Annotated in this window: 15 protein-coding genes and 1 pseudogene; 10 read left to right on the top strand and 6 right to left on the bottom strand. The window is 52.6% G+C overall.

What is annotated here, in order from left to right:
• Positions 1-79: 79 nt before the first annotated feature.
• From IEV97_RS17400 to IEV97_RS20105, 3 genes are all read right to left on the bottom strand, one after another.
• Complete coding sequence (locus IEV97_RS17400; RefSeq protein WP_188502756.1) at positions 80-1,303, bottom strand: porin; 1,224 nt, start codon at positions 1,301-1,303, stop codon at positions 80-82.
• Positions 1,304-1,471: 168 nt separating this feature from the next.
• Entirely contained in the window at positions 1,472-2,920 is a 1,449-nt protein-coding gene (gene ftsH / locus IEV97_RS17395; protein ID WP_229734015.1) for an ATP-dependent zinc metalloprotease FtsH, read from the bottom strand.
• Positions 2,880-3,470: an ATP-dependent metallopeptidase FtsH/Yme1/Tma family protein gene (locus tag IEV97_RS20105; protein WP_229734014.1), complete on the bottom strand. Its 591-nt coding sequence runs from the start codon at positions 3,468-3,470 to the stop codon at positions 2,880-2,882. The genes ftsH and IEV97_RS20105 overlap by 41 nt, the downstream gene beginning before the upstream one ends.
• A 393-nt stretch (positions 3,471-3,863) precedes the next feature.
• On the opposite strand from IEV97_RS20105, the gene IEV97_RS17390 reads away from it, so the two are divergent.
• Positions 3,864-6,194, top strand: coding sequence for a S9 family peptidase (locus IEV97_RS17390; protein ID WP_188502755.1), 2,331 nt, complete (start codon positions 3,864-3,866; stop codon positions 6,192-6,194).
• Between the two features lie 295 nt (positions 6,195-6,489).
• Here the strand turns inward: IEV97_RS17390 and IEV97_RS17385 are convergent, their stop codons facing one another.
• Together IEV97_RS17385 and IEV97_RS17380 are read right to left on the bottom strand one after the other, a co-directional pair.
• On the bottom strand, positions 6,490-7,860 hold the full coding sequence (locus IEV97_RS17385; protein WP_188502754.1) for an aminopeptidase P family protein: 1,371 nt from the start codon (positions 7,858-7,860) through the stop codon (positions 6,490-6,492).
• Positions 7,861-7,881: 21 nt separating this feature from the next.
• A complete protein-coding gene (locus IEV97_RS17380; RefSeq protein ID WP_188502753.1) occupies positions 7,882-8,757 on the bottom strand; it encodes an AraC family transcriptional regulator in 876 nt (291 codons plus the stop codon).
• Between the two features lie 138 nt (positions 8,758-8,895).
• On the opposite strand from IEV97_RS17380, the gene IEV97_RS17375 reads away from it, so the two are divergent.
• The 7 genes and pseudogenes from IEV97_RS17375 (at position 8,896) to IEV97_RS17345 (ending at position 17,836) form a co-directional block, all read left to right on the top strand.
• The gene (locus IEV97_RS17375) at positions 8,896-9,816 is read left to right on the top strand and encodes a dihydrodipicolinate synthase family protein (protein WP_188502798.1); all 921 of its coding nucleotides are present in this window, start codon (positions 8,896-8,898) and stop codon (positions 9,814-9,816) included.
• On the top strand, positions 9,806-11,260 hold the full coding sequence (locus IEV97_RS17370; RefSeq protein ID WP_188502752.1) for an aldehyde dehydrogenase (NADP(+)): 1,455 nt from the start codon (positions 9,806-9,808) through the stop codon (positions 11,258-11,260). The genes IEV97_RS17375 and IEV97_RS17370 overlap by 11 nt, the downstream gene beginning before the upstream one ends.
• An 8-nt stretch (positions 11,261-11,268) precedes the next feature.
• Positions 11,269-12,270, top strand: a complete 1,002-nt coding sequence (locus IEV97_RS17365) for a 4-hydroxyproline epimerase (RefSeq protein WP_188502751.1) — start codon at positions 11,269-11,271, stop codon at positions 12,268-12,270.
• Between the two features lies 1 nt (position 12,271).
• Entirely contained in the window at positions 12,272-13,519 is a 1,248-nt protein-coding gene (locus IEV97_RS17360; RefSeq protein WP_188502750.1) for an NAD(P)/FAD-dependent oxidoreductase, read from the top strand.
• 100 nt (positions 13,520-13,619) lie between these two features.
• On the top strand, positions 13,620-15,824 hold the full coding sequence (locus tag IEV97_RS17355; RefSeq protein ID WP_188502749.1) for a S9 family peptidase: 2,205 nt from the start codon (positions 13,620-13,622) through the stop codon (positions 15,822-15,824).
• 478 nt (positions 15,825-16,302) lie between these two features.
• A complete protein-coding gene (locus IEV97_RS17350; RefSeq protein ID WP_188502748.1) occupies positions 16,303-16,881 on the top strand; it encodes a hypothetical protein in 579 nt (192 codons plus the stop codon).
• A 193-nt stretch (positions 16,882-17,074) separates the two neighbouring features.
• A pseudogene (locus tag IEV97_RS17345) lies at positions 17,075-17,836 on the top strand (SDR family NAD(P)-dependent oxidoreductase).
• Between the two features lie 115 nt (positions 17,837-17,951).
• Here IEV97_RS17345 and IEV97_RS17340 read toward each other — a convergent pair.
• Positions 17,952-18,830, bottom strand: coding sequence for an AraC family transcriptional regulator (locus tag IEV97_RS17340; protein WP_188502747.1), 879 nt, complete (start codon positions 18,828-18,830; stop codon positions 17,952-17,954).
• Positions 18,831-19,102: 272 nt separating this feature from the next.
• Here IEV97_RS17340 and IEV97_RS17335 point away from each other — a divergent pair, with 272 nt between their 5' ends.
• Complete coding sequence (locus tag IEV97_RS17335; RefSeq protein WP_229734013.1) at positions 19,103-19,393, top strand: DUF983 domain-containing protein; 291 nt, start codon at positions 19,103-19,105, stop codon at positions 19,391-19,393.
• Positions 19,394-19,553: 160 nt separating this feature from the next.
• Positions 19,554-20,024 carry a hypothetical protein gene (locus tag IEV97_RS17330; protein WP_188502745.1) on the top strand — a complete coding sequence of 157 codons (471 nt, stop codon included), beginning with the start codon at positions 19,554-19,556 and terminating at the stop codon, positions 20,022-20,024.
• Positions 20,025-20,069: the final 45 nt, after the last annotated feature.

Raw genomic sequence — 20,069 nt, 5'->3', positions numbered from 1 at the left:
GCGCCCTTCCTGATAAAACTTACCTTCCTGTCGGAGCATGGCATGGCCCTTTGTTATACCTTGAAAACAGCGAAAACGGTTAAAACACATTTACAAAATACAGCACGCCAATAGCAAATAAGTGTAGCTTTTGGTCTGGGTTTACCTCAGCCACAGCATTATTATAACGGGCCGTGTTGTAGTAGTAATAGGTAAAAAATCTCATATCCTGACTGGCGACAGGTTTGTATTCCAGCCCCGCCCAATAGCCGTAATGTTCTCTGAAATTATCTCCGATATCGCTGTCCTTTCGGTGGCTGGCTGTTTCATAAAAACCTTTGGCTGTTACGAACCACTTGGGTATAAACTCATAGTCTACCCTAAGTACAGCAGTCTTGTAGTTAATGTCTTCCAGAAAGGTAGGCTCAAATGCCGGCAAGCGCGCCAGGTAGTTGTTGACAGCCGGTGATCCGATATTGGCATAGTCTACGGCCAGGTTGGCGCTTTCCAGATCCAGGTAGGCATTTAGTCTGTCAAGCACAAGCTTGTTTCCGATAGCTACCCCATGGTTAGTTTTATTCCTGGCAAACTGCGAAGCGTTATAACTGTAAAATGTCTGCCACCTGTTATCAAAGAAGTTTCCCAGCCAGGTTAGGTATAAGCCAAAAGGTGCTTTCGCTGGCTTTAACCCGTTCAGAGCATAACCCGTGGCATTATAAGCTGTGTTAAAATCCTGATTGTAGGTGTTGTGCAACTGCAACTGGATGGAGTGATTTTCGGTAACTTTGCGACCCAATTCCACGGCCAGCAGAAACAGGTTCAGTTGCTTGTTCACAAGATCGGAATACTGGTATTCAAAAGTGGGATTCGTATCGAATTCCCAACTGCCCACATTCGCAGCTTGCTTTCCAGCTGTCAGGTGCCACTTTTTCCCCATTCCAAAACGGTAAGTTATATTCGCATGGTCGACTGCGCCTGGGGCATTGTCCAAACTGTTTGGCGCATAGCTTCTGTTTAGCCGGTATCTGACGCGAAAGCTTAAATCCGGTGTAATGTCTCCCCTCAACTCAATGCGCGATTCGTTCATCTTAATCGACCCCTGGTTAGAAGAGCCACTTGGAAACTCTGCTGAGCTTCGAAATAGGAAGTTCAAATCTATTCTTCTGCTCAATTCCGACAATTTGTATTCTGATGGTAACGGAATGATGGGGTTGTTGCCCGAATTGGTGCTATCCGTCGCACTCTTTCTGATTTCAGTGTTTTGTGCAAACGCGCACTGTGCTACTAGAAGTTGGGCAATAAAAAAGAGGAAACATTTGCTCATAAGCATGATGTTTAAAACGTTGATGTAAATCCGTAAACTTCGCTTCCTGTCTTCCTGAGAATTAAACCGCAGGCCGCTATTCCATTCTACCGCTGGTCGTCCGCCCTGACGACCTTCTCTTTAAAATCAGATGCCAAACGGGCGCAGTATCCGGTATGGCTGCCAGTGTTAGCCAGAAGTAGCCTCAATGATCTTCCGGCTCTGAAGCGGAGGGGCTGGCGGAAGTCCGGTAACTTCGAGGATCTCTTGCTCGTCCAGCGTTTCACGTTCCAACAAGGCATGCGCCAGTGCATCCAGCTCTTTGCGGTATTTTGTCAACAAGCGCTGTGCTTCTTCGTGTGCCTCATTGATGATGCGCAGCACCTCTTTGTCTACAGCTTCCGCTGTCGCCTCGCTGAATGGTTTGGCTCCCGGAAATGAGCCCATGTTGTTTCCGAGGTATTGGTTTTGGCGGGGAGCCAGTTGTACCATCCCCAGTTTGTCGTTCATACCCCAGCGGGTGACCATGGAACGGGCCAGGTTAGTTGCCTGTTCAATGTCGTTCTCAGCACCGGTGGTACGGTTGCCGTACACAATCTCTTCAGCCGACCGGCCTCCCAGAATGCCGATGATCTTGCCGCGCAGGTATTCCTCTGAATAGTTGTAGCGGTCGCTGTCCGGTCGCTGGTAGGTTACGCCGAGTGCCTGGCCACGCGGCACGATGGTTACCCGGTTGACTGGGTCGGCTCCGGCAACCACCAGGCCCAGGATAGCATGGCCGCCTTCGTGGTACGCAATCCGTTCCCGGTCATCGAAACTCAACAGCAGCGGACGCTCCGGCCCCAGCACGATCTTTTCCAGGGCGTCATAGAAGTTCAGTTGGGTCACTGTTTCCTGATTTAGCCGTGCCGCCAGCAGGGCCGCTTCGTTTACCAGGTTTCTGATGTCGGCTCCGGAAAAGCCGGGTGTGACCGAGGCAATTTCATCGAGGCGGACATCCGGTGCCAACGGCACGTTACGCGTATGCACTTTAAAAATCGCTTCGCGGCCGGCCTTATCCGGCAGGTTCACCACCACGCGCCTGTCAAAACGCCCGGGCCGGAGCAAAGCCTTGTCGAGCACCTCGGGCTGGTTGGTTGCCGCCAGCACAATCACACCTTCCTTGCTGTCGAAGCCATCCATTTCGGTCAGGATCTGGTTCAGGGTCTGTTCCTGTTCGCTGGAGCCGCCAATGGCTTGCTGACCGCGGGCACGGCCTATCGAATCCAATTCATCAATAAAGATAATGGCCGGCGCATTTTCTCGTGCCTGTTTAAACAGGTCGCGTACCCTGGCAGCACCAACGCCCACGATCATCTCGATAAATTCGGAAGCACTCATGGAGAAAAAAGGCACGCCCGCTTCCCCGGCTACCGCACGGGCCAGCAGGGTTTTACCGGTGCCGGGCGACCCGACCAGCAAAACACCTTTGGGGGCAGCACCACCCAGGCGGGTATATTTTTCAGGGTTCTGCAGGAAGTCTACGATCTCCACCAGTTCGTTTCTCGCTTCATCAATGCCGGCCACATCGTCGAAGGTGACCCGTTTCTGTGTACCTTTATCGAAGCGTTTCGCTTTGCTTTGTCCGATGCCCATCATGCCGCCCCCCCATTCCAGCCTGTTTTTTCGCCCGGCGGTACATCCAGATATAAAAGCCGATAATGATCAGTGCGGGACCGAAGAGTGACAAAATTGAGAGGAATGGGTTGGGCGCTTCCTGGATAGGCTCCGCCAGTATCTCAACACGGTGTTCGATCAATAAATTTTCGAGACCCGGGTCAACAAAGGAAGGCACGATGGTAGTGAAGTTTTTGACCGGAATTGTCTTGTTCTCCGCCGTACTGTCCGCATCCTGCGGATTGTACTCAACCTCCTGGATGAATTGCCCTGTGATCAACTCGCCCTTGGTAAAAATTGCTTTTACGTTGTTCTTGCTTACTTCCTCTTTAAAGAGAGTATAGGGTACTTTTATCGGGTCTGCTGCGCCGGGGAAGAAAGTCCTCGAAAGAAAGAAGTTTAGCAGGAGCAGACCCAGGAAAAAGAGCCAGACCTTGCTCGGGGGCATCGGGTTTTTCCTGTTGGCGTTAACAGGCGGAACACCAGTAGATGGTGCAGGATTGCTTCCCGGTTGTTGTGCAGGTTTATTCATAAGTCAATTCATTCGCTTTTGCCGGTTTTTTTGAGCTTTGAAGCCATTTGGGTGTTAACATATAGTGGTCTAAGCTGGAAGGAATGCGGTTAGTTGTTGCCGTTTTAATGTTGGTCGATGACTCAAGGTATAATGTCTCCACATAGGTCATTCTATTAACGAATCGGGGCTCTTTCTGTCTGATAGCCAAGGGGATGGGCATAAATGAATTTACGGTGCTAATCGTATCAGGTTAGCAACTCGCCTGGATAGGAATTTAGTCTGTTTAGGACGCGAAATCACCGGCTCTTTCATCCTGACTGGTCAATATAGTATCAGTACACGCAAATATTAAGGGCAAACTTCAGGTATAGCTGTTGTATATTGGCTCTGCAACCAATACAACCCAACCACATGGCTTTCTTTCCAATAGCTAAATCCCCCAAAAGTTTAAGAAGTAGTCTTACATCCAGCTTTCTCTTTTTTCTAGCCCTACTGCTGAGTCCATACCTGGCGGGGGCGCAGGGTACCCAAGCGGATTATGAGCGTGCGTATACCCTGCCGGAGAAAATAAAAGAGAAGGTATGGTATGCACCTACCTCTTTTACCTGGCTGGAAAAGGAGAACAGGTTCTGGTACATGCAGCAGACGCCGCGCGGAAAGGAGTTTGTGCTGGTTGATGCAGCGAAGAAAAGCCGCAAGCCGCTCTTCCACCAGGAGAAACTGGCAAAGACGCTGGCAGCAGCCTCAGGTAAGCAGGTAGATCCTTACAGTTTGCCCTTCAACACGGTTAAAGTGCTACCCGGAGGCCGCGAAATGGAGTTTGAGTTTGAGGACAAGGTATGGAGCTACACCTTGCACTCTAATCAGCTGACCGAGAAACGCAAGGTGGAGAAGCGGGAGCCAGGCACCTGGAACTGGCGCTTCAACAGCGAGGCAGAAGGCAAGCCGGTGCCTTCGCCGGACAAAAAATGGGAGGCCTATACCAAAGGCCATAATGTGTTCATGCGCAACGCCGCCAACCCGAAGGAAGAATACCAACTGAGCTACGACGGAACCGAAACAGACTACTACTCGGCGCACATCGCCTGGTCGCCGGACTCGAAAAAGCTGGCCACGAACAAGGTACGTCCCGGCCGCGAACACACGATCTACTTTGTAGAGGCAGCCCCGGCCGACCAGCTGCAGCCCAAGCTGCACTCGCGCCTATACCTGAAGCCCGGTGATGCGGTGCCGCAGCGAACGCCGCAGTTGTTTTTGGTAGACACTAAAAAGCAGGTGGAGGTAGACGCTTCTTCTATTCCCGACCAGTACCACCTGACCAACCCGGTGTGGCGCCAGGATAGCCGTGCCTTTACGGTGGAGTATAACCAGCGCGGCCACCAGGTATACAAGGTGCTCGAAATAGACGGACAGAGTGGCCGCCTGCGTGATGTGATAGACGAGCAAAGCAAAACCTTCATTCACTACAGCGGCAAGCATTTCCGACACGATGTGGCCGATGGCAAAGAGGTGGTTTGGATGTCGGAGCGTGATGGCTGGAACCACCTCTACCTGATCGATGGGGCTACCGGACAGGTGAAAAACCAAATCACGGAAGGGGAGTGGGTGGTACGCCGTGTGGTGCAGGTGGATGAGGCAAAGCGCAGGATCATTTTTGAAGGCAACGGCCGCGAGGCAGGCCAGGACCCCTACCTGGTCCAGTACTACAGCGTGAACTTCGATGGTAGTAGCTTGGCAGCCCTTACCAGTGAGAACGCCTATCACCGCGGTACATTCTCGCCGGACTATACCTATTTTGTGGATACTTACTCGCGGGTAGATGTACTGCCAGTCACTGTACTCCGCAGTGCCGCCGATGGCAAAGTGATCATGGAGCTGGAGAAGGCAGACGTAAGCGAATTGCTGAAAACGGGCTGGAAAGCGCCGGAGGTGTTCTCAGCCAAGGGCCGCGACGGCAAAACTGACATCTGGGGTGTGATCATCCGGCCGTCCAACTTCGACCCTGCTAAAAAGTATCCGGTTATCGAGCACATCTACGCCGGTCCGCACAACTCCTTTGTACCCAAAACTTACAACCCGGGCGCGAGCCTGATGCACGAAATGGCCGAGCTGGGTTTCATCGTGGTGCAGATCGACGGCATGGGCACGTCCAACCGCTCCAAAGCCTTCCACGACGTGGCCTGGAAGAACCTGAAAGACGCCGGCCTGCCTGACCGTATCCGCTGGATTAAAAGCGCCGCGCAGAAGTACGCCTCCCTGGATACGACCCGCGTGGGCATCTTTGGGATGTCGGCCGGCGGACAGAGCTCAATGGGGGCCTTGCTCTTCCATCCGGAGTTTTATAAGGTGGCCGTATCTTCGGTAGGCTGCCACGACAACCGCATGGACAAAATCTGGTGGAACGAGCAGTGGATGGGCAAACTCGGTCCGCACTATGCCGAAAGTTCCAACGTGGTGCATGCTAACAAGCTGCAAGGTAAACTCCTCCTGATAGGAGGGGAACTGGACGACAATGTGGACCCTGCCTCTACCACACAGGTAGTGGACGCGCTCATCAAGGCTAACAAGAACTTCGATTACATACTGGTGCCCGGCATGGCACACGGCACCGGCGGCGACTTCGGTGAGCGCAAGCGCCGCGACTTCTTCGTGAAGCACCTAATTGGCGTTGACCCGCCGGAGTGGGAAATCAAGCAGGAGGCCGGTAGCGCGGCAGTTGGGTCGGCTAGTTCGACGAAGTAGGTTCTGGCTGCACGTCTTATTCCTATGGCTTAAAGCCCTTACGAGGGGCAGGGCTGTTATATTCAAACTTTTTGTCATCCTGAAAGGATCTTGTGGGCGAGTAGCGAAAGCTAAATTATCTTTCAACCAAGATTCTTAACAGAATGACAATAGTTGTGGTACCTGTTTTCTTAGAATGAAATGACCCTATTACGAGGTGTATACTAGTCTTTAGTCTATAAACATAAAAAGCCCTCCGGTGACCCTTCTCAAAGTGATTCCGGAGGGCTTTTGCGCTATACCTTTAGTAGACAGCTTACAGCGCTTGTTGTCGGATGGCCTCTACCTCAGCCAGTGTCCGATCCAGCGGCTCACCCAATATGCGGCTGCCGTTTTCGGTTATCAGCAGGTCGTCTTCGATGCGGATGCCCCCGAAATCACGGTAGGTGTCTAACTTTTCAAAATTGATGAACTGCTGGGTGACCTTGTCGTTACGACGCATGTCGATCAGTTCGGGAATGATGTAGATGCCCGGCTCTACTGTCAGTACAAAGCCGGATTCCAGCGCGCGGCCCAGGCGCAGCGACTTCAGTCCAAATTCAGTGCTCTTGCGCAGTTCGGGGGTATAGCCGACGTATTGCTCGCCCAGGTTTTCCATGTCGTGCACGTCCATGCCCATCATGTGGCCCAGGCCGCACTGGAAGAACATGGTATGGGCGCCTGCCTGCACGGCTTCTTCGGTATCGCCGCGCATCAGCCCCACCTGTTTTAGTCCGTCTGTGAGTTTACGGCAGGCCAGCAGGTGAACGTCTTTGTATAGTATACCCGGTTTCAGGGCCGCCATGGCCGCTTCGTGCGTTTCCAGCACCACCTGGTAGAGTTCGCGTTGGCGCCCTGTGAAGGTTGGCCCAACAGGGAAAGTACGGGTCATGTCACCAGCATAGCCTGCCGGGGTCTGGATGCCGGCATCCAGCAGGAGCATGTCACCTTGCCGTAGCGTGTTGCCGCGGTAATGGTTGTGCAGAATTTGCCCCTGTGTGGTACAGATTATTGGGAAGGAAAGAAGGTTGCCGGTTGATTCTGCATAGCGGAGTGCTTCGGAGGCCACTTCGTGCTCTTTCATGCCTTCGCGGGCAAACTGCATCACGTTGCGGTGCATGCGTGCGGTATAGTTAACGGCCCTTTCGATTTCCTGTATTTCTTCCTCGGATTTAATGGAGCGTTGCGCCACTACGGCCTGTATCAAAGGCAGGCTCGGTTCCAAAACGGTTTTTCCGGTCCAGGCCTGTAGTTTCAGCAGGTGCTCCGGACGGTAAGGTGGCAAAAAGTGCAGGCTCTTCGCACTTGCTATATAGTTGGCTATCTTCTCCGTGGGCAGTACTTTGGACACGCCCACCTGTTCGGCGAGCGAGGCCAGGCTGGGCAGTGCTCCCATCCAAATTACATCGTCCATACTTTGCTCTGGTCCGAAGAGGATCACCTCGTCACGGTCGATGTCTAGAATGCCTGTCAGGTCAGCAAGGTCGAGCCCGAAATAGTAGCGGAAGGTGCTGTCCTGGTAAAAGGGGTACCAGTTGTCTTTGTAGTTCATACTGGCTTCCTCGTTGCCCAGGAGCAGGATCAGGCCCCCGCCGAGTTGTTGCTTCAGTTGCTGGCGGCGCTGGGTATAGGTGTTTGCATCAAACATATAAGATGAATCAAATTGGGTTTATACTTTATTGACAGTCGCCTGACGGCGGAATTCGCGTGGGGTGATGCCGATGGTTTTGACGAAGACGCGGTTGAAGTGCGACAGGTTGGCAAAGCCGCAGGTGAAGGCGATGCTGGCGATGGTCTGGTCGGAGTGCAATAGGGCCTGGCAGGCGTTACTTAAACGCAACTCGTTCAGGAAAGTGACCAGGGTTTTGCGGGTGCGCTCCTTGAAAAAGCGACAAAAGGCCTCGCGGCTCATGTTGGCGACTGAGGCTACTTCTTCAAGGGTGAGGGTCCGGTGGCTTTCCTCCACCAAAAACTCGAGCACCTGCTCCATGCGCTTGCCCTCGCGCTCGCTCAGGTTGTGCATCTGGTCGGCCAGGTTCAGGCGCTGCAGCGTAGCCTGGTGCATGAGTACATTTACCAGTTGCAGCGCGCTCACTACTTTTTCCAGGTTTTGCTTGTGTTGAAGCTGCCGGACCTGTTCCCTAAAGCTGTCAGGCGCTGTAAGGTTTACCCGGTAGCAGCCGTTCATTTGCTCAAAGAACTCCTTTACTTCCTGCATTTCTTCAGCTGCCCAGAATGCCTCGCCAAAGGCACGCAAATCAAAGAACAGGATGATGCTGTGGCTTTGACTGGTTTCGCCAGGCTGATAATACAGGTCGTCACTTCGGAACACGTGGGGCACATTCTGGCCTAGCAGGAAAATATCGCCCGGGCCGAAGCGGCCAATATAGTCCCCCACGATCAGCTTGCCCTCGCCTTCCAGAATGCAGCTCAGCTGTATTTCCGGATGTTGGTGCAGCTTGTCATAGAAGTAGGGCTGGCAGTCCACCTGGTAGCGGATCAGCTCTTTGCTCGGCTTCGGTATTTTGAACGGGATGACCTTCATGCTGGTACCATGTTAACTAATATCTGCATCACTTGCAAAATACAAGTCAATATTCTATTAGTTCTTATTAATCCAGTACAGGATTTTTGCTGTTTCATACTATACCTTTGAAATAGAACCAAAACCCTTTTTATCATGATCAACTGGAACGGAGTATTCCCTGCACTCACCACGAAATTCCATGCCGACGGCAGCCTTGACTTCGATACCTTCTTCAAGAACGTAGACGCACAGCTCGAAGCAGGTGTGGACGGCATCATCCTGGGCGGCACCCTGGGCGAAGCCAGCGTACTGCGCACTGAAGAGAAACAGGAGCTGACCCGCCGGGCCATCGCCTATGTGGCGGGCAAAGTGCCGGTTGTGATGAATATTGCCGAAGGTGCCACGCACGAAGCCGTGCAGCGTGCCCGCGAAGCAGAAGAAATGGGCGTAGATGGCCTGATGCTGCTGCCGCCCATGCGCTACTACTCCGACCACCGTGAGACGGTCACTTTCTTTAAAGCGGTAGCCGAAAGCACCTCGCTTCCCATCATGATCTACAACAACCCCGTAGACTACAAGCGGAACATCACCCTGGAAATGTTTGACGAATTGCTCGTGCACGAGAACATTCAGGCCGTAAAAGAATCGACCCGCGATCTGACCAACGTCACGCGCATGCTCAACCGCTACGGCGACCGCATCAAAATTCTGTGCGGGGTAGATACCCTGGCCCTGGAGAGTCTGTTCATGGGCGCGCATGGCTGGGTGGCTGGCCTGGTGTGTGCTTTCCCGAAAGAGTCGATGGCGATGTTTAAGCTAGCGAAAGCCGGTCGGGCACAGGAGGCGCTGGAGATCTACCGCTGGTTTATGCCGCTGCTGGAGCTGGACATCCACCCAAAACTGGTACAGTACATTAAGCTGGCTGAGCAGATGGAAGGCATCGGCAGCGAACATGTGCGTGCGCCGCGCCTGCCGTTGATCGGGGAGGAGCGGGAGGCCGTGATCGCCACCATCAAAAAGGGAATAGAAACAAGGCCGCAGCTGCCTGATTTTAAAGAAGAAGCCTATGCCGTATAACGAAGCTTTAATTAACGCTGCACAGGCGTTTGAATCATATAAAAAAACCACCCCGGCACAGCGGACACAGCTCCTGCGAGGTATAGCGGAGGCCATTGAGGCGCTGGAGGATGAACTGTTGGAAACGGCCAGCCGAGAGAGTAATCTCCCGCTGGCCCGCCTGACCGGCGAGCGTGGGCGCACTTGCAACCAACTGCGCCTGTTTGCTGACCTGGTGGAGGAAGGCTCCTGGGTAGAGGCCACCATCGACACCGCCCTGCCCGATCGTCAGCCTTTGCCGCGTCCTGACCTGCGCCGCATGCTGGTGCCGCTCGGGCCTGTGGTGGTGTTCGGTGCGAGTAACTTTCCGCTGGCCTTTTCCACTGCTGGTGGCGACACGGCCTCCGCACTGGCTGCGGGCTGTACCGTGGTCTACAAAGAGCATCCGGGCCATCCGAAAACCTCGCAGCTGGTACACAAAGCCATCACCCAGGCACTTCAGGCAAATGGACTTCCGGAAGGAGTGTTTCAGCATGTAAGTGGTGGTATAGAAGTAGGGCAGGAGTTGGTGAAGCATCCCGCTACCAAGGCTGTCGCTTTTACGGGATCCTACCAGGGTGGCAAAGCTATTTTTGACCTGGCCATGCAGCGCGAAGTGCCCATTCCGGTATACGCCGAGATGGGTAGCACCAATCCTATTTTCATCCTCCCGGAAAGACTAATGGAGAATACAGCTGAGTTGGCGCATCAGGCGGCTGCATCGGTGTTGCTGGGAGCGGGGCAATTCTGTACCTGTCCGGGCCTGCTTTTTGTGCCGGAGTCGGCCGTAACGGCTGAGTTTATGGAAACGCTTGAAGCAGAGCTTGCTACGGCCAGCCCTGCCAAAATGCTGCACGATGGCATTGCCGGCAACTATTACAAAGGACTGAAGGAACTCCTGAAAGCAGAAGGGGTGCAGGCACTGGTGCAACAGGAAGCCGACGTGCTGGAAGGACGAGCCGCTCTGGCCAGTACCAGCGCAGCGCAGTGGCTGCAGAACCCGGCACTTCAGGAAGAGGTCTTCGGGCCTTTTACGCTTGTAGTCAGGTATAGCAACGCATCAGAATTGATCTCGGCAGCGAAAGCATTGCAGGGGCAACTGACCTGCACGCTCTGGGGCAGCGACCAGGAGCACGAACTGCAACAGTCCCTAATGGATGTATTGCGCGAAAAGTGCGGACGTCTGTTATTCTCTGGTGTGCCTACCGGGGTGGAGGTGAGCCATGCCATGACGCACGGCGGCCCCTTCCCGGCCACGACTGACAGCCGCAGCACGTCGGTAGGAACTTACGCCATCAAGCGTTTTGCGCGGCCGGTTACGTTTCAGTCGGCTCCGCAGACACTCTTGCCGGTAGAGCTGCAGGACGAAAACCACACCGGCCTGTGGCGCACCATCAACGGAAAACTTTCCCAAAGCAGCCTATAAGGATACCTATGGCCAGAAAAACATTCTTTTGCATCGATGCCCATACCTGCGGCAACCCGGTGCGCCTGGTGGCAAGCGGCGGCCCTGTGCTGCAGGGCCACAACATGAGCGAAAAGCGCCTGCACTTTCTCCGGGAGTATGACTGGATCCGGAAAGGGCTGATGTTTGAGCCCCGCGGCCACGACATGATGTCGGGGAGCATCCTATACCCGCCGCACGACCCGGAGAACGATGTGGCTGTGCTTTACATCGAAACCAGCGGCTGTCTGCCCATGTGCGGGCACGGCACCATCGGCACGGTCACGATTGCCTTGGAGGAAGGCCTGATCACGCCGAAAGTACCCGGCCAGCTGCGCCTCGAAACACCGGCCGGTCTGGTGCGCGTGCAGTATACCCAGGAGGGCAGCAAAGTGAAATCGGTGAAGCTGACGAACGTGCCGGCCTACCTGGATTCGGAAGATCTGACCGTAGAATGCCCGGAACTGGGAACGCTGAAAGTGGATGTGGCCTATGGCGGCAACTTCTACGCCATTGTGGACCCGCAGGAGAACTTCAAAGGTATAGAGGACTATACCGCCGATAAGCTTATTTCCTGGAGCCGTGTGTTGCGGCAGCGCCTTAATGAGCAGTATACCTTTGTGCACCCCGAGAACCCGGCTATCAACGGCCTCTCGCACATCCTCTGGACAGGGGAGCCTTTAGCAACTACTTCCACAGCCCGCAACGCGGTTTTCTACGGCGATAAAGCCATCGACCGTTCGCCCTGTGGCACCGGCACCTCGGCGCGTATGGCGCAGTGGTATGCCAAGGGCAAGCTGAAGCCAGGACAAAAGTTCGTCCATGAAAGCATTATAGGATCGGTATTCACTGGCACCATCGAAGAGGAAACGACCGTGGCAGGTAAACCGGCGATCTACCCCGGCATCGAAGGCTGGGCCATCATCACCGGGCACAACACCATCTTCTTCGACGACGAAGACCCATACGTTCACGGTTTCCAGGTAATCTGATATGAGCAAGGTAACTATCATCGGTGGGGGCATCGTGGGCCTGTTTACAGCTTACTACCTCTCAGAAGAAGGCTTTGAGGTGACCCTGCTCGACCAGGGAGACATGCAGCAGGGCTGCTCCACGGGCAATGCCGGCATGATCGTGCCGAGCCATATTGTGCCGCTGGCTTCGCCGGGTATGATCAGCAAAGGACTGAAGTGGATGTTTTCCGCTACCAGTCCTTTTTACATTCATCCCCGTTTGGACAGACGCTTGCTACAGTGGTGCCTGCACTTTTACCGCGCCTCCACCAAAAAGCATGTGGAGCACAGCATCCCCTACCTGAAAAACCTGAGTCTGCTGAGCAAACAGCTATACCTGGATTTCGCGCTGCAGCACCCAGAATCCCAAATCGGATTGGAAGAGAAAGGCCTGCTGATGCTGTACAGAACACCGGAAATGGAGCGGGAGGAAATCGAAATGGCGCACCTGGCCGATCAGCATGGGGTAGAGGCAACGGTATTGTCGCGGGACGAAGCGCAGCAACTCGAGCCAAATGTAGAACTGGACGTGCGTGGGGCGGTGCATTTTACGGGCGATGCGCACCTAGATCCTGCAAAATTGCATTGCTTTCTGAAGGACTACCTGGCGGCCAAAGGGGTAAAGCTGGTGGCACAGGCGCAGGTATTGAAATTTGAGAACAAAGGCCACCTCATACATTCCATCGTCACGACCCAAGGCGACTTCCCCTGCGATCAGCTGATCGTCTGTGCCGGGGCCTGGTCGGGGAAACTGGCCAGCAAGCTAGGCATTTACCTACCCATGCTTTCGGGCAAGGGCTATAGTTTCATGCAGCAGAATCAGCCAGCCCTGCAGGTTCCAGCCATCCTCTGCGAGCGGAAAGTAGCCGTTACACCTTTCGGGGAACAAGTGCGCTTCGGGGGCACCATGGAGATTACGGGAACCAACCAAAGCATTAACCAACAGCGGGTGCGGGGCATTTACGACTCCATTTCGAACTATTATACCAGCTTCCAACCTACCTTTCCAGAGCCCGAGAAAATATGGAGCGGCCTTAGACCCTGCTCACCAGATGGCCTGCCTTATATTGGCGCGACGCAGCGCTGGAGCAATGTGCTGTTTGGTACCGGTCATAGTATGATGGGTGTGAGCCTGGCACCGGCGACTGGCAAAGTGCTGGCCGAACAACTGCTACACAAAAAAGCGCAGCTGCTCACCGATGCGTTCTCGCCGGACAGGTATAGCTAGCTCAGATATACTGTATTCAGGTAATCTATACTTGTAATAACGGATTTTTAGAAGGTACTTCACTTGCCAAGAACATCATCATTTAAACAACGATTCAGGTATGCACAACTTCAAACTCCGGACCCTCCTGTTGCAGCTGTTGCTGCTACTTATTACTGTAAGCGTTTCCCTTGCCCAGGGCAACCAGAACCGCCAGTGGTTGAAAGCCGGAAATGCCTATGTGCAGGCAGAGGAGGGGCAGCTGGTAAGGTATACATTGCCGGAGGAGGCTACCAGTGTTTTCCTGGAGAAGGCTGCGCTTATACCTGCTGGCAAAACCGAGCCCTTAAAAGTGAGGAGTTTTGCTTTAGCGGCCGATGAACTGAAAGTGCTGATCTATACAAACACCCAAAAGGTATGGCGCTACGACACAAGGGGCGATTACTGGGTGTATGACCTGCAAACAAAACAGCTTCGTCAGTTGGGAGCCGGAAGACCGGAATCATCGCTCATGTTTGCCAAATTCTCGCCGGATGGGGGCAAAATCGCCTATGTGAGCGAGCACAATATTTTTGTTGAAGACCTCAAGAGTGGTCAGCAAAAGCAGCTGACGCAAGATGGCACCCGCAAGCTCATCAACGGCACCTTCGACTGGGCCTACGAAGAAGAGTTCTCCGCCCGTGACGGCTTCCGCTGGAGCCCTGACAGCAAAAGGATTGCTTATTGGCAGCTGGACGCGACACAGGTAAAAGACTACATCATGTTTGACATGTTAGACGGGGTGTATGCCAAAGTGATACCGGTAGAGTACCCGGTAGCCGGAGAGTCCCCATCGCCTTACAAGATCGGCGTGGTGGACATTACCAGTGCCGCTACCCGTTGGATGGAGATACCCGGTGACCCAAGCAACACCTACCTGCCCCGCATGGAGTGGGCTGCTTCTGCCGATGAACTGATCGTGCAGCAACTGAACCGCAAGCAAAACGAAAGCACGCTATACCTCTGCAACGCAGGCAGCGGCAAAGCCAGGCCGATTTACAAAGAACAGGACAAGGCCTGGATCGATATTCTGCCGAGCTGGGACAACTCCTACAGCTACGGTGGCTGGGACTGGCTGGATGGTGGCAAGGAGTTTCTGTGGGCGAGCGAGAAAGACGGCTGGCGTCACCTCTACCGCGTGAGCCGCGACGGCAATAAAGAGCATTTGATCACCAAAGGCAACTACGATGTGATGGAGATTGCCGGTATAGACGAGAAGGGGGGATACGTTTATTTCATAGCCTCGCCCGAAAACGCTACCCAGAAGTACCTGTACCGCACGCGCCTCAATGGCAGAGGCAAGGCCGAGCGCCTTTCGCCGGCATCGCAGCCGGGCACCCATACCTACAGCTTGTCTCCGAACGCCAGGTATGCCCAGCACCGCTTCTCCAATCACTATACAAAACCTGCAAGTGAGTGGGTGTCGTTGCCAAGCCATAAGGCAACAGCAGGCGAAAGCGCCGTAGAAAAGGCTATTGCCAGTGCCGACAAAGCGGCCAGTGGGGTAGAGTTCATCAAAGTAAGGACCGCCGATGGTGTCGAGATGGATGCCTGGATGGCCAAGCCTACCAACTTTGATCCGAAGAAGAAATATCCGCTTGTTTTCTATGTATACACCGAGCCAGCCGGCCAAACCGTGACCGATGTGTATGGGGCAGGTCGTAACAATCTGTATAAGGGCAGCATGGCCGAAGACGGCTACATCTATGTGTCAGTGGACAACCGGGGTACGCCTTCGCCCAAAGGAAGAGACTGGCGCAAGAGCATCTACCGGAAAGTAGGCCAGCTAAACATTTCCGACCAGGCTGCGGCTGCGCGAGAACTACTAAAGTTACCGTATGTGGATTCTTCCAGAGTAGCCGTTTGGGGTTGGAGTGGTGGTGGCTCCGCTACCCTTAACTTGCTCTTCCAGCATCCGAACCTCTATAAAACAGGAATTTCGGTAGCGGCCGTAGCCAACCAGCTTACCTACGACAACATTTACCAAGAGCGCTACATGGGCCTGCCGCAGGAGAACCGCGAAGACTTTGTACAGGGCTCACCCATCACCCATGCCAAATACCTGCAGGGCAACCTGCTCTACATCCATGGTACCGGCGACGATAACGTGCACTATAACAATGCCGAACAACTGGTAAATGAGCTCATCAAGCACAACAAGCAGTTCCAGTTTATGCCGTACCCGAATCGTTCGCACAGCATTTCGGAAGGGGAGGGGACCAGCCAACATCTTTCCACCTTGTTCACCAATTTCCTGAAGCAGCATTGTCCGCCGGGTGGCAGGTAATACTTTATTCTTAAGAGGGAAAATTTATGAGAGCACAACTGGTAGCATTTTCTGCTGCCAGCTGTGCTTTTTTCATACCTTCTCCGCACTGGTTATACCTGAGAGGTGTGCCTTGCAGGCATGCAGCCAACTCTTTTCGCTGTGCCCCTTGGCGCTGCAGCGACAGTGTGTAGTGATCTGACATGGAAAGAAGCGCCCCAATGCGTTGCATTACTGATAGCAGAACCAGCACAAACTCCCCACGTACATTAGGTATACCGTTCAGATCCCTCATCTAATCACCCTTATTAAGCAACCTGCCATCACCTCAAGTTATAGAAAGCATTCCGGGCCAGTGTACCCTGTTGCTCCTCTAAAGCCTTGTATGTAAAGGATCTGCCTTGCCCACCAGCACGACAGCAGTGGTGGGTTCTGTTAAGGAACGCTGACCCGTATACCCTCGCTTCTCCCTCACCAATTCTTATTCTGTACATTCAATATGAATAATTTTCAAAAGTTAGGAGAGGCTGTGTTGGCCGCTTCTTTCGCTTTGCTTGCCAGCATACCCACCTTTGCCCAGAACCATGTGGGTACAGGTCAACACGAAACTCACCAAGCAACTGAGATGCATGAGTTCAGGCACTGGCGTGTTGCCGTCGTCGTGTACCATACCTATATCGGAACGCGCACAACAGAGGGCAGGCGCACGCTTATCGTGCCTTCGCTGGGGTTGGACCTCGAATACTGGTTCAACGAAAAGTGGGGCATCGGCTCGCACAACGACCTGGAACTGGTCAGCTTCGAAGTCGAGCGGGAAGAGGAAATCTTTGTTGAACGTGAAACACCTGTGTTGTTCACCCTGGATGCCCTCTGGAAACCCTGGAAAGAACTGGTCGTGATGGCTGGACCAGGTATAGAAATTGAGCCGAAAGAAAACTTGTTTGTGTTTCGGGTGGGGCTGGAGTACGAGATTGAGATTGGGTCGCACTGGGATGTCGCCCCTACCATTTTTTACGACAGCCGCACCGATGCCTACGATACCTTTACCATGGGCCTTGGTATAGGCAAGCGATTTTGAATATTTTCACAAAGTCTGTAAGCAAGGGAGGTGTCGTGTCAATGTAACTGGCTTCACTGGAGGACGGCACGTATGGATTAACTATATGAGGGCAGGGTGTATACCTGCCCTGTAACAGATTATAGTTTAAATACTTACAAGCCGGGCGCGAAACTGGAGGAATTTTTATTATACACGTAATCGACAGAAAGCTATGAAAAAGTTAGAAAACAAAGTTGCCATCATCACAGGTGGGGCAGGCAGTATCGGCGTAATTACAGCCAGGCTATTTTTAGAAGAAGGGGCTAAAGTAATGCTGGTCGATCTGAAGGAAGACGCGTTGCAACAGGCTGTCGATGAGCTTGGCAGTAATAATGTGCAGTACTGTGCCGCGGATGTGACAAAATAAGAAGATGTGAAGCGCTATGTGGAGGACACTGTGAAAGCCTTTGGAAAGATCGATGTGTTCTTTAATAATGCCGGTATTGAAGGGGTGGTGAAACCGATTACCGAGTATCCCGAAGAGATGTTCGACAAGGTAATAGCGGTCAATGTGAGAGGTGCGTGGCTGGGGGTGAAGTACGTGTTGCCGCAAATGAATGACGGCGGCAGTATCATCAACACTTCTTCTGTGGCGGGCATCAACGGAAGCCCCAATGTAAGTGCCTATATCACCAGTAAACACGCCGTGGTAGGCATTATGCGGGCAGCTGCTGTGGAGGCCGCCCCCCGAAAGATACGGGTGAATTCCGTGCATCCCTCACCGGTCGATAACCGGATGATGCGCTCTCTGGAAGAGGGTTTTGCACCGGGTCATGCCGAAGCTGCCAAACAGCAACTGGAGAAGACTATTCCGCTGGGCAGGTATGCTGAACCGGAGGAGATCGCGCAACTGGTCTTGTTTTTGGCCAGCGACGAAAGCCGCTTTATAACCGGTACAACCCAGGTGATTGACGGCGGCCTAAGCGTTCAGTAAGAAGTCCACTGGTTTTTTGCGTTGAATTCCTGAATACCGTCTATACCTTAAAGGGATGGCAACTAACCGATGAGGGAATTATTCCTTTTCTCATCGGTTAGTTGATCTTTAGTTGTCATCTATTGGCAGCTCTGAATTGTTCGGGTGTGCAACCTATGTGTTTTTTGAAAAAACGAAAGAAGTACGTGTTGTCAAAATACCCGAGCTCATGGGCTATCTGGGAGCTTGTTAAATCTGAATGAACCAGGAGTCTTTGTGCTTCCAGTATGATCCGGTATTGCAGGATATCTTTCGTGGTTTTGCCCAAGGCTTGTTTACAGGTCTCGTTTAAGTGCTTCGCGGTAACGTGTAAACGGCCTGCATAAAAGGACACTGTCTTCTGTTCCTTGTAGTGTAAATTAATCAGCCGCTCCAGGTCCTGCAGAAGCGTTTGTTCTTTTGCAATAGGAACGGTTGCACTTCCATCAGGCTGGAAAATCTGGGCCAGTTTCATCAGCAGTATATCCAGGTACCTGCTCAGAATGCTATTTCTCATCGGACTGTCCACCTCGTATTCCTGTTGTAGCATGTGCAGGACCGGTGTCAGCTTAGCCTCATCGGTTTCGGTTAGGCGTATGACCGGACTGTAGAGTAGTGCGTTGAAATAAGGGAAATCGGAGAGTAGCCGATCAGGATATTCCCTGGTATAATACGCCTGCGTAAAGAAGACGACGAAGCCATCGGCATCGTTAGAAAGCGTCCAACTGTGCACCTGCCCGGGCGTCAAAAGGAACACGGTACCTGGCTCTACAGCATACTCCCTGAAGTCTATTGTATGTACTCCGGTGCCTTGTGTTACCAGCAGGATAATGTAGAAATCGTGCTTATGTGGCTCGCGGATGAACTGATGCTCCTTTAAATGAGCTGCGAAAGAACTGAAGTAGAAGTAACGGTCTTTATTCGCAAGGGCCTCGAAATCCTGGATCTGGTAAATGGGCAAATGTTCTTTCCGCATGAAAGCTTTTACGTTGCTGAAGAATCAATGATAGGGTAAGCTGAACGCTAGCCTTGCGTGGCCAGGATTGGGCGTAAAAGTACAGCTTTTAGGCCTTTTATTGCCGTCAAAATATGAAAGGGTATAGCTAATTTTGAACTGTGGTTAAAAGCACCCACTAAATGAGCATGAAAAATTCATTATTATATAGTTTAGCAACCGTAAAATGCCCCAGATGCCGGGAAGGAAGCATGTTTCCGAAGGGAACTCTGTACACCTCCAGGTTTGCAGAGATGCACAAATCCTGCCCTTGTTGCGGACAGGTATTCGAACCGGAGGTAGGCTATTATTACGGCGCCATGTACGTCAGTTTCGCATTCAACGTGGCAATTTTCCTGGTGTCCCTGTTCATTCTATCGCTATTTGTAGAAGAGGTAACCCTGGCGATGATGATGGGGGTGGTAGCCGTAACCGTAGTTGGATTTCTGCCGGTTATCTTCCGCTTATCCCGGGTGATCTGGATAAGCATTTTTGTGAGGTATGAGGGGCCGGGTAGCCAGATTCCAAAAAAACTAACAGCCTAGTCAATTACATGAGAGATTGTTGCAAAACCGGAGATGAACAGCCTTCCGGAAGCTGGAGAAGGTGGATCAAATGGCTGGTCTATGCTGCCGTTTCTTTGGCCTTAGTTATTGTGTTACTACAACAGCTATCGCAATAATGAACCTAGAATAATATTGTAAGATGAAAAAAGTAGTATTTTATTTTTTAGCCCCTGCCATGCTGCAACTAAGCTCCTGCAGCGGAGATGAGGGGCAAAACGTGCAATCTCAGACAGAAATAGCAGAAGCGAAGGTGCCTGAAGAAAACCCCGCCAACCATATACATACCCCAAAAATGGTTAATCAGGAAACAAACGCAAACGTCCTGGCCTTGGCTGATGGTGGTTTGCCGAAAGAACTGGTTTGCATGGTGAACAATGCCTATATGGGCAAGGATCAGTTCCTGGTTGAGTTTGAAGGCAAGCAGTACTATGGCTGCTGTGAGATGTGCGTGAAAACAATTCAGAATGAGCGCCAGGTACGCGTTGCGCTTGACCCGTTAACAAGAAAAGAGATAGACAAAGCTAGTGCTTTTATCGCCCTGAAGCCCGGCAGCAATAGCGATGTGTTGTACTTTGAGTCAGAAGAGAACTACCGAAAGTTTATTAATTAAGGCTTAGGATAGCATTGAGGCGAGGTAAATTCAAAAGCCACTACA

It is taken from the genome of Pontibacter amylolyticus, assembly GCF_014638845.1.
In the GTDB taxonomy this organism is placed as follows: domain Bacteria; phylum Bacteroidota; class Bacteroidia; order Cytophagales; family Hymenobacteraceae; genus Pontibacter; species Pontibacter amylolyticus.
This window is presented reverse-complemented; position numbering and strand designations above follow the sequence as displayed.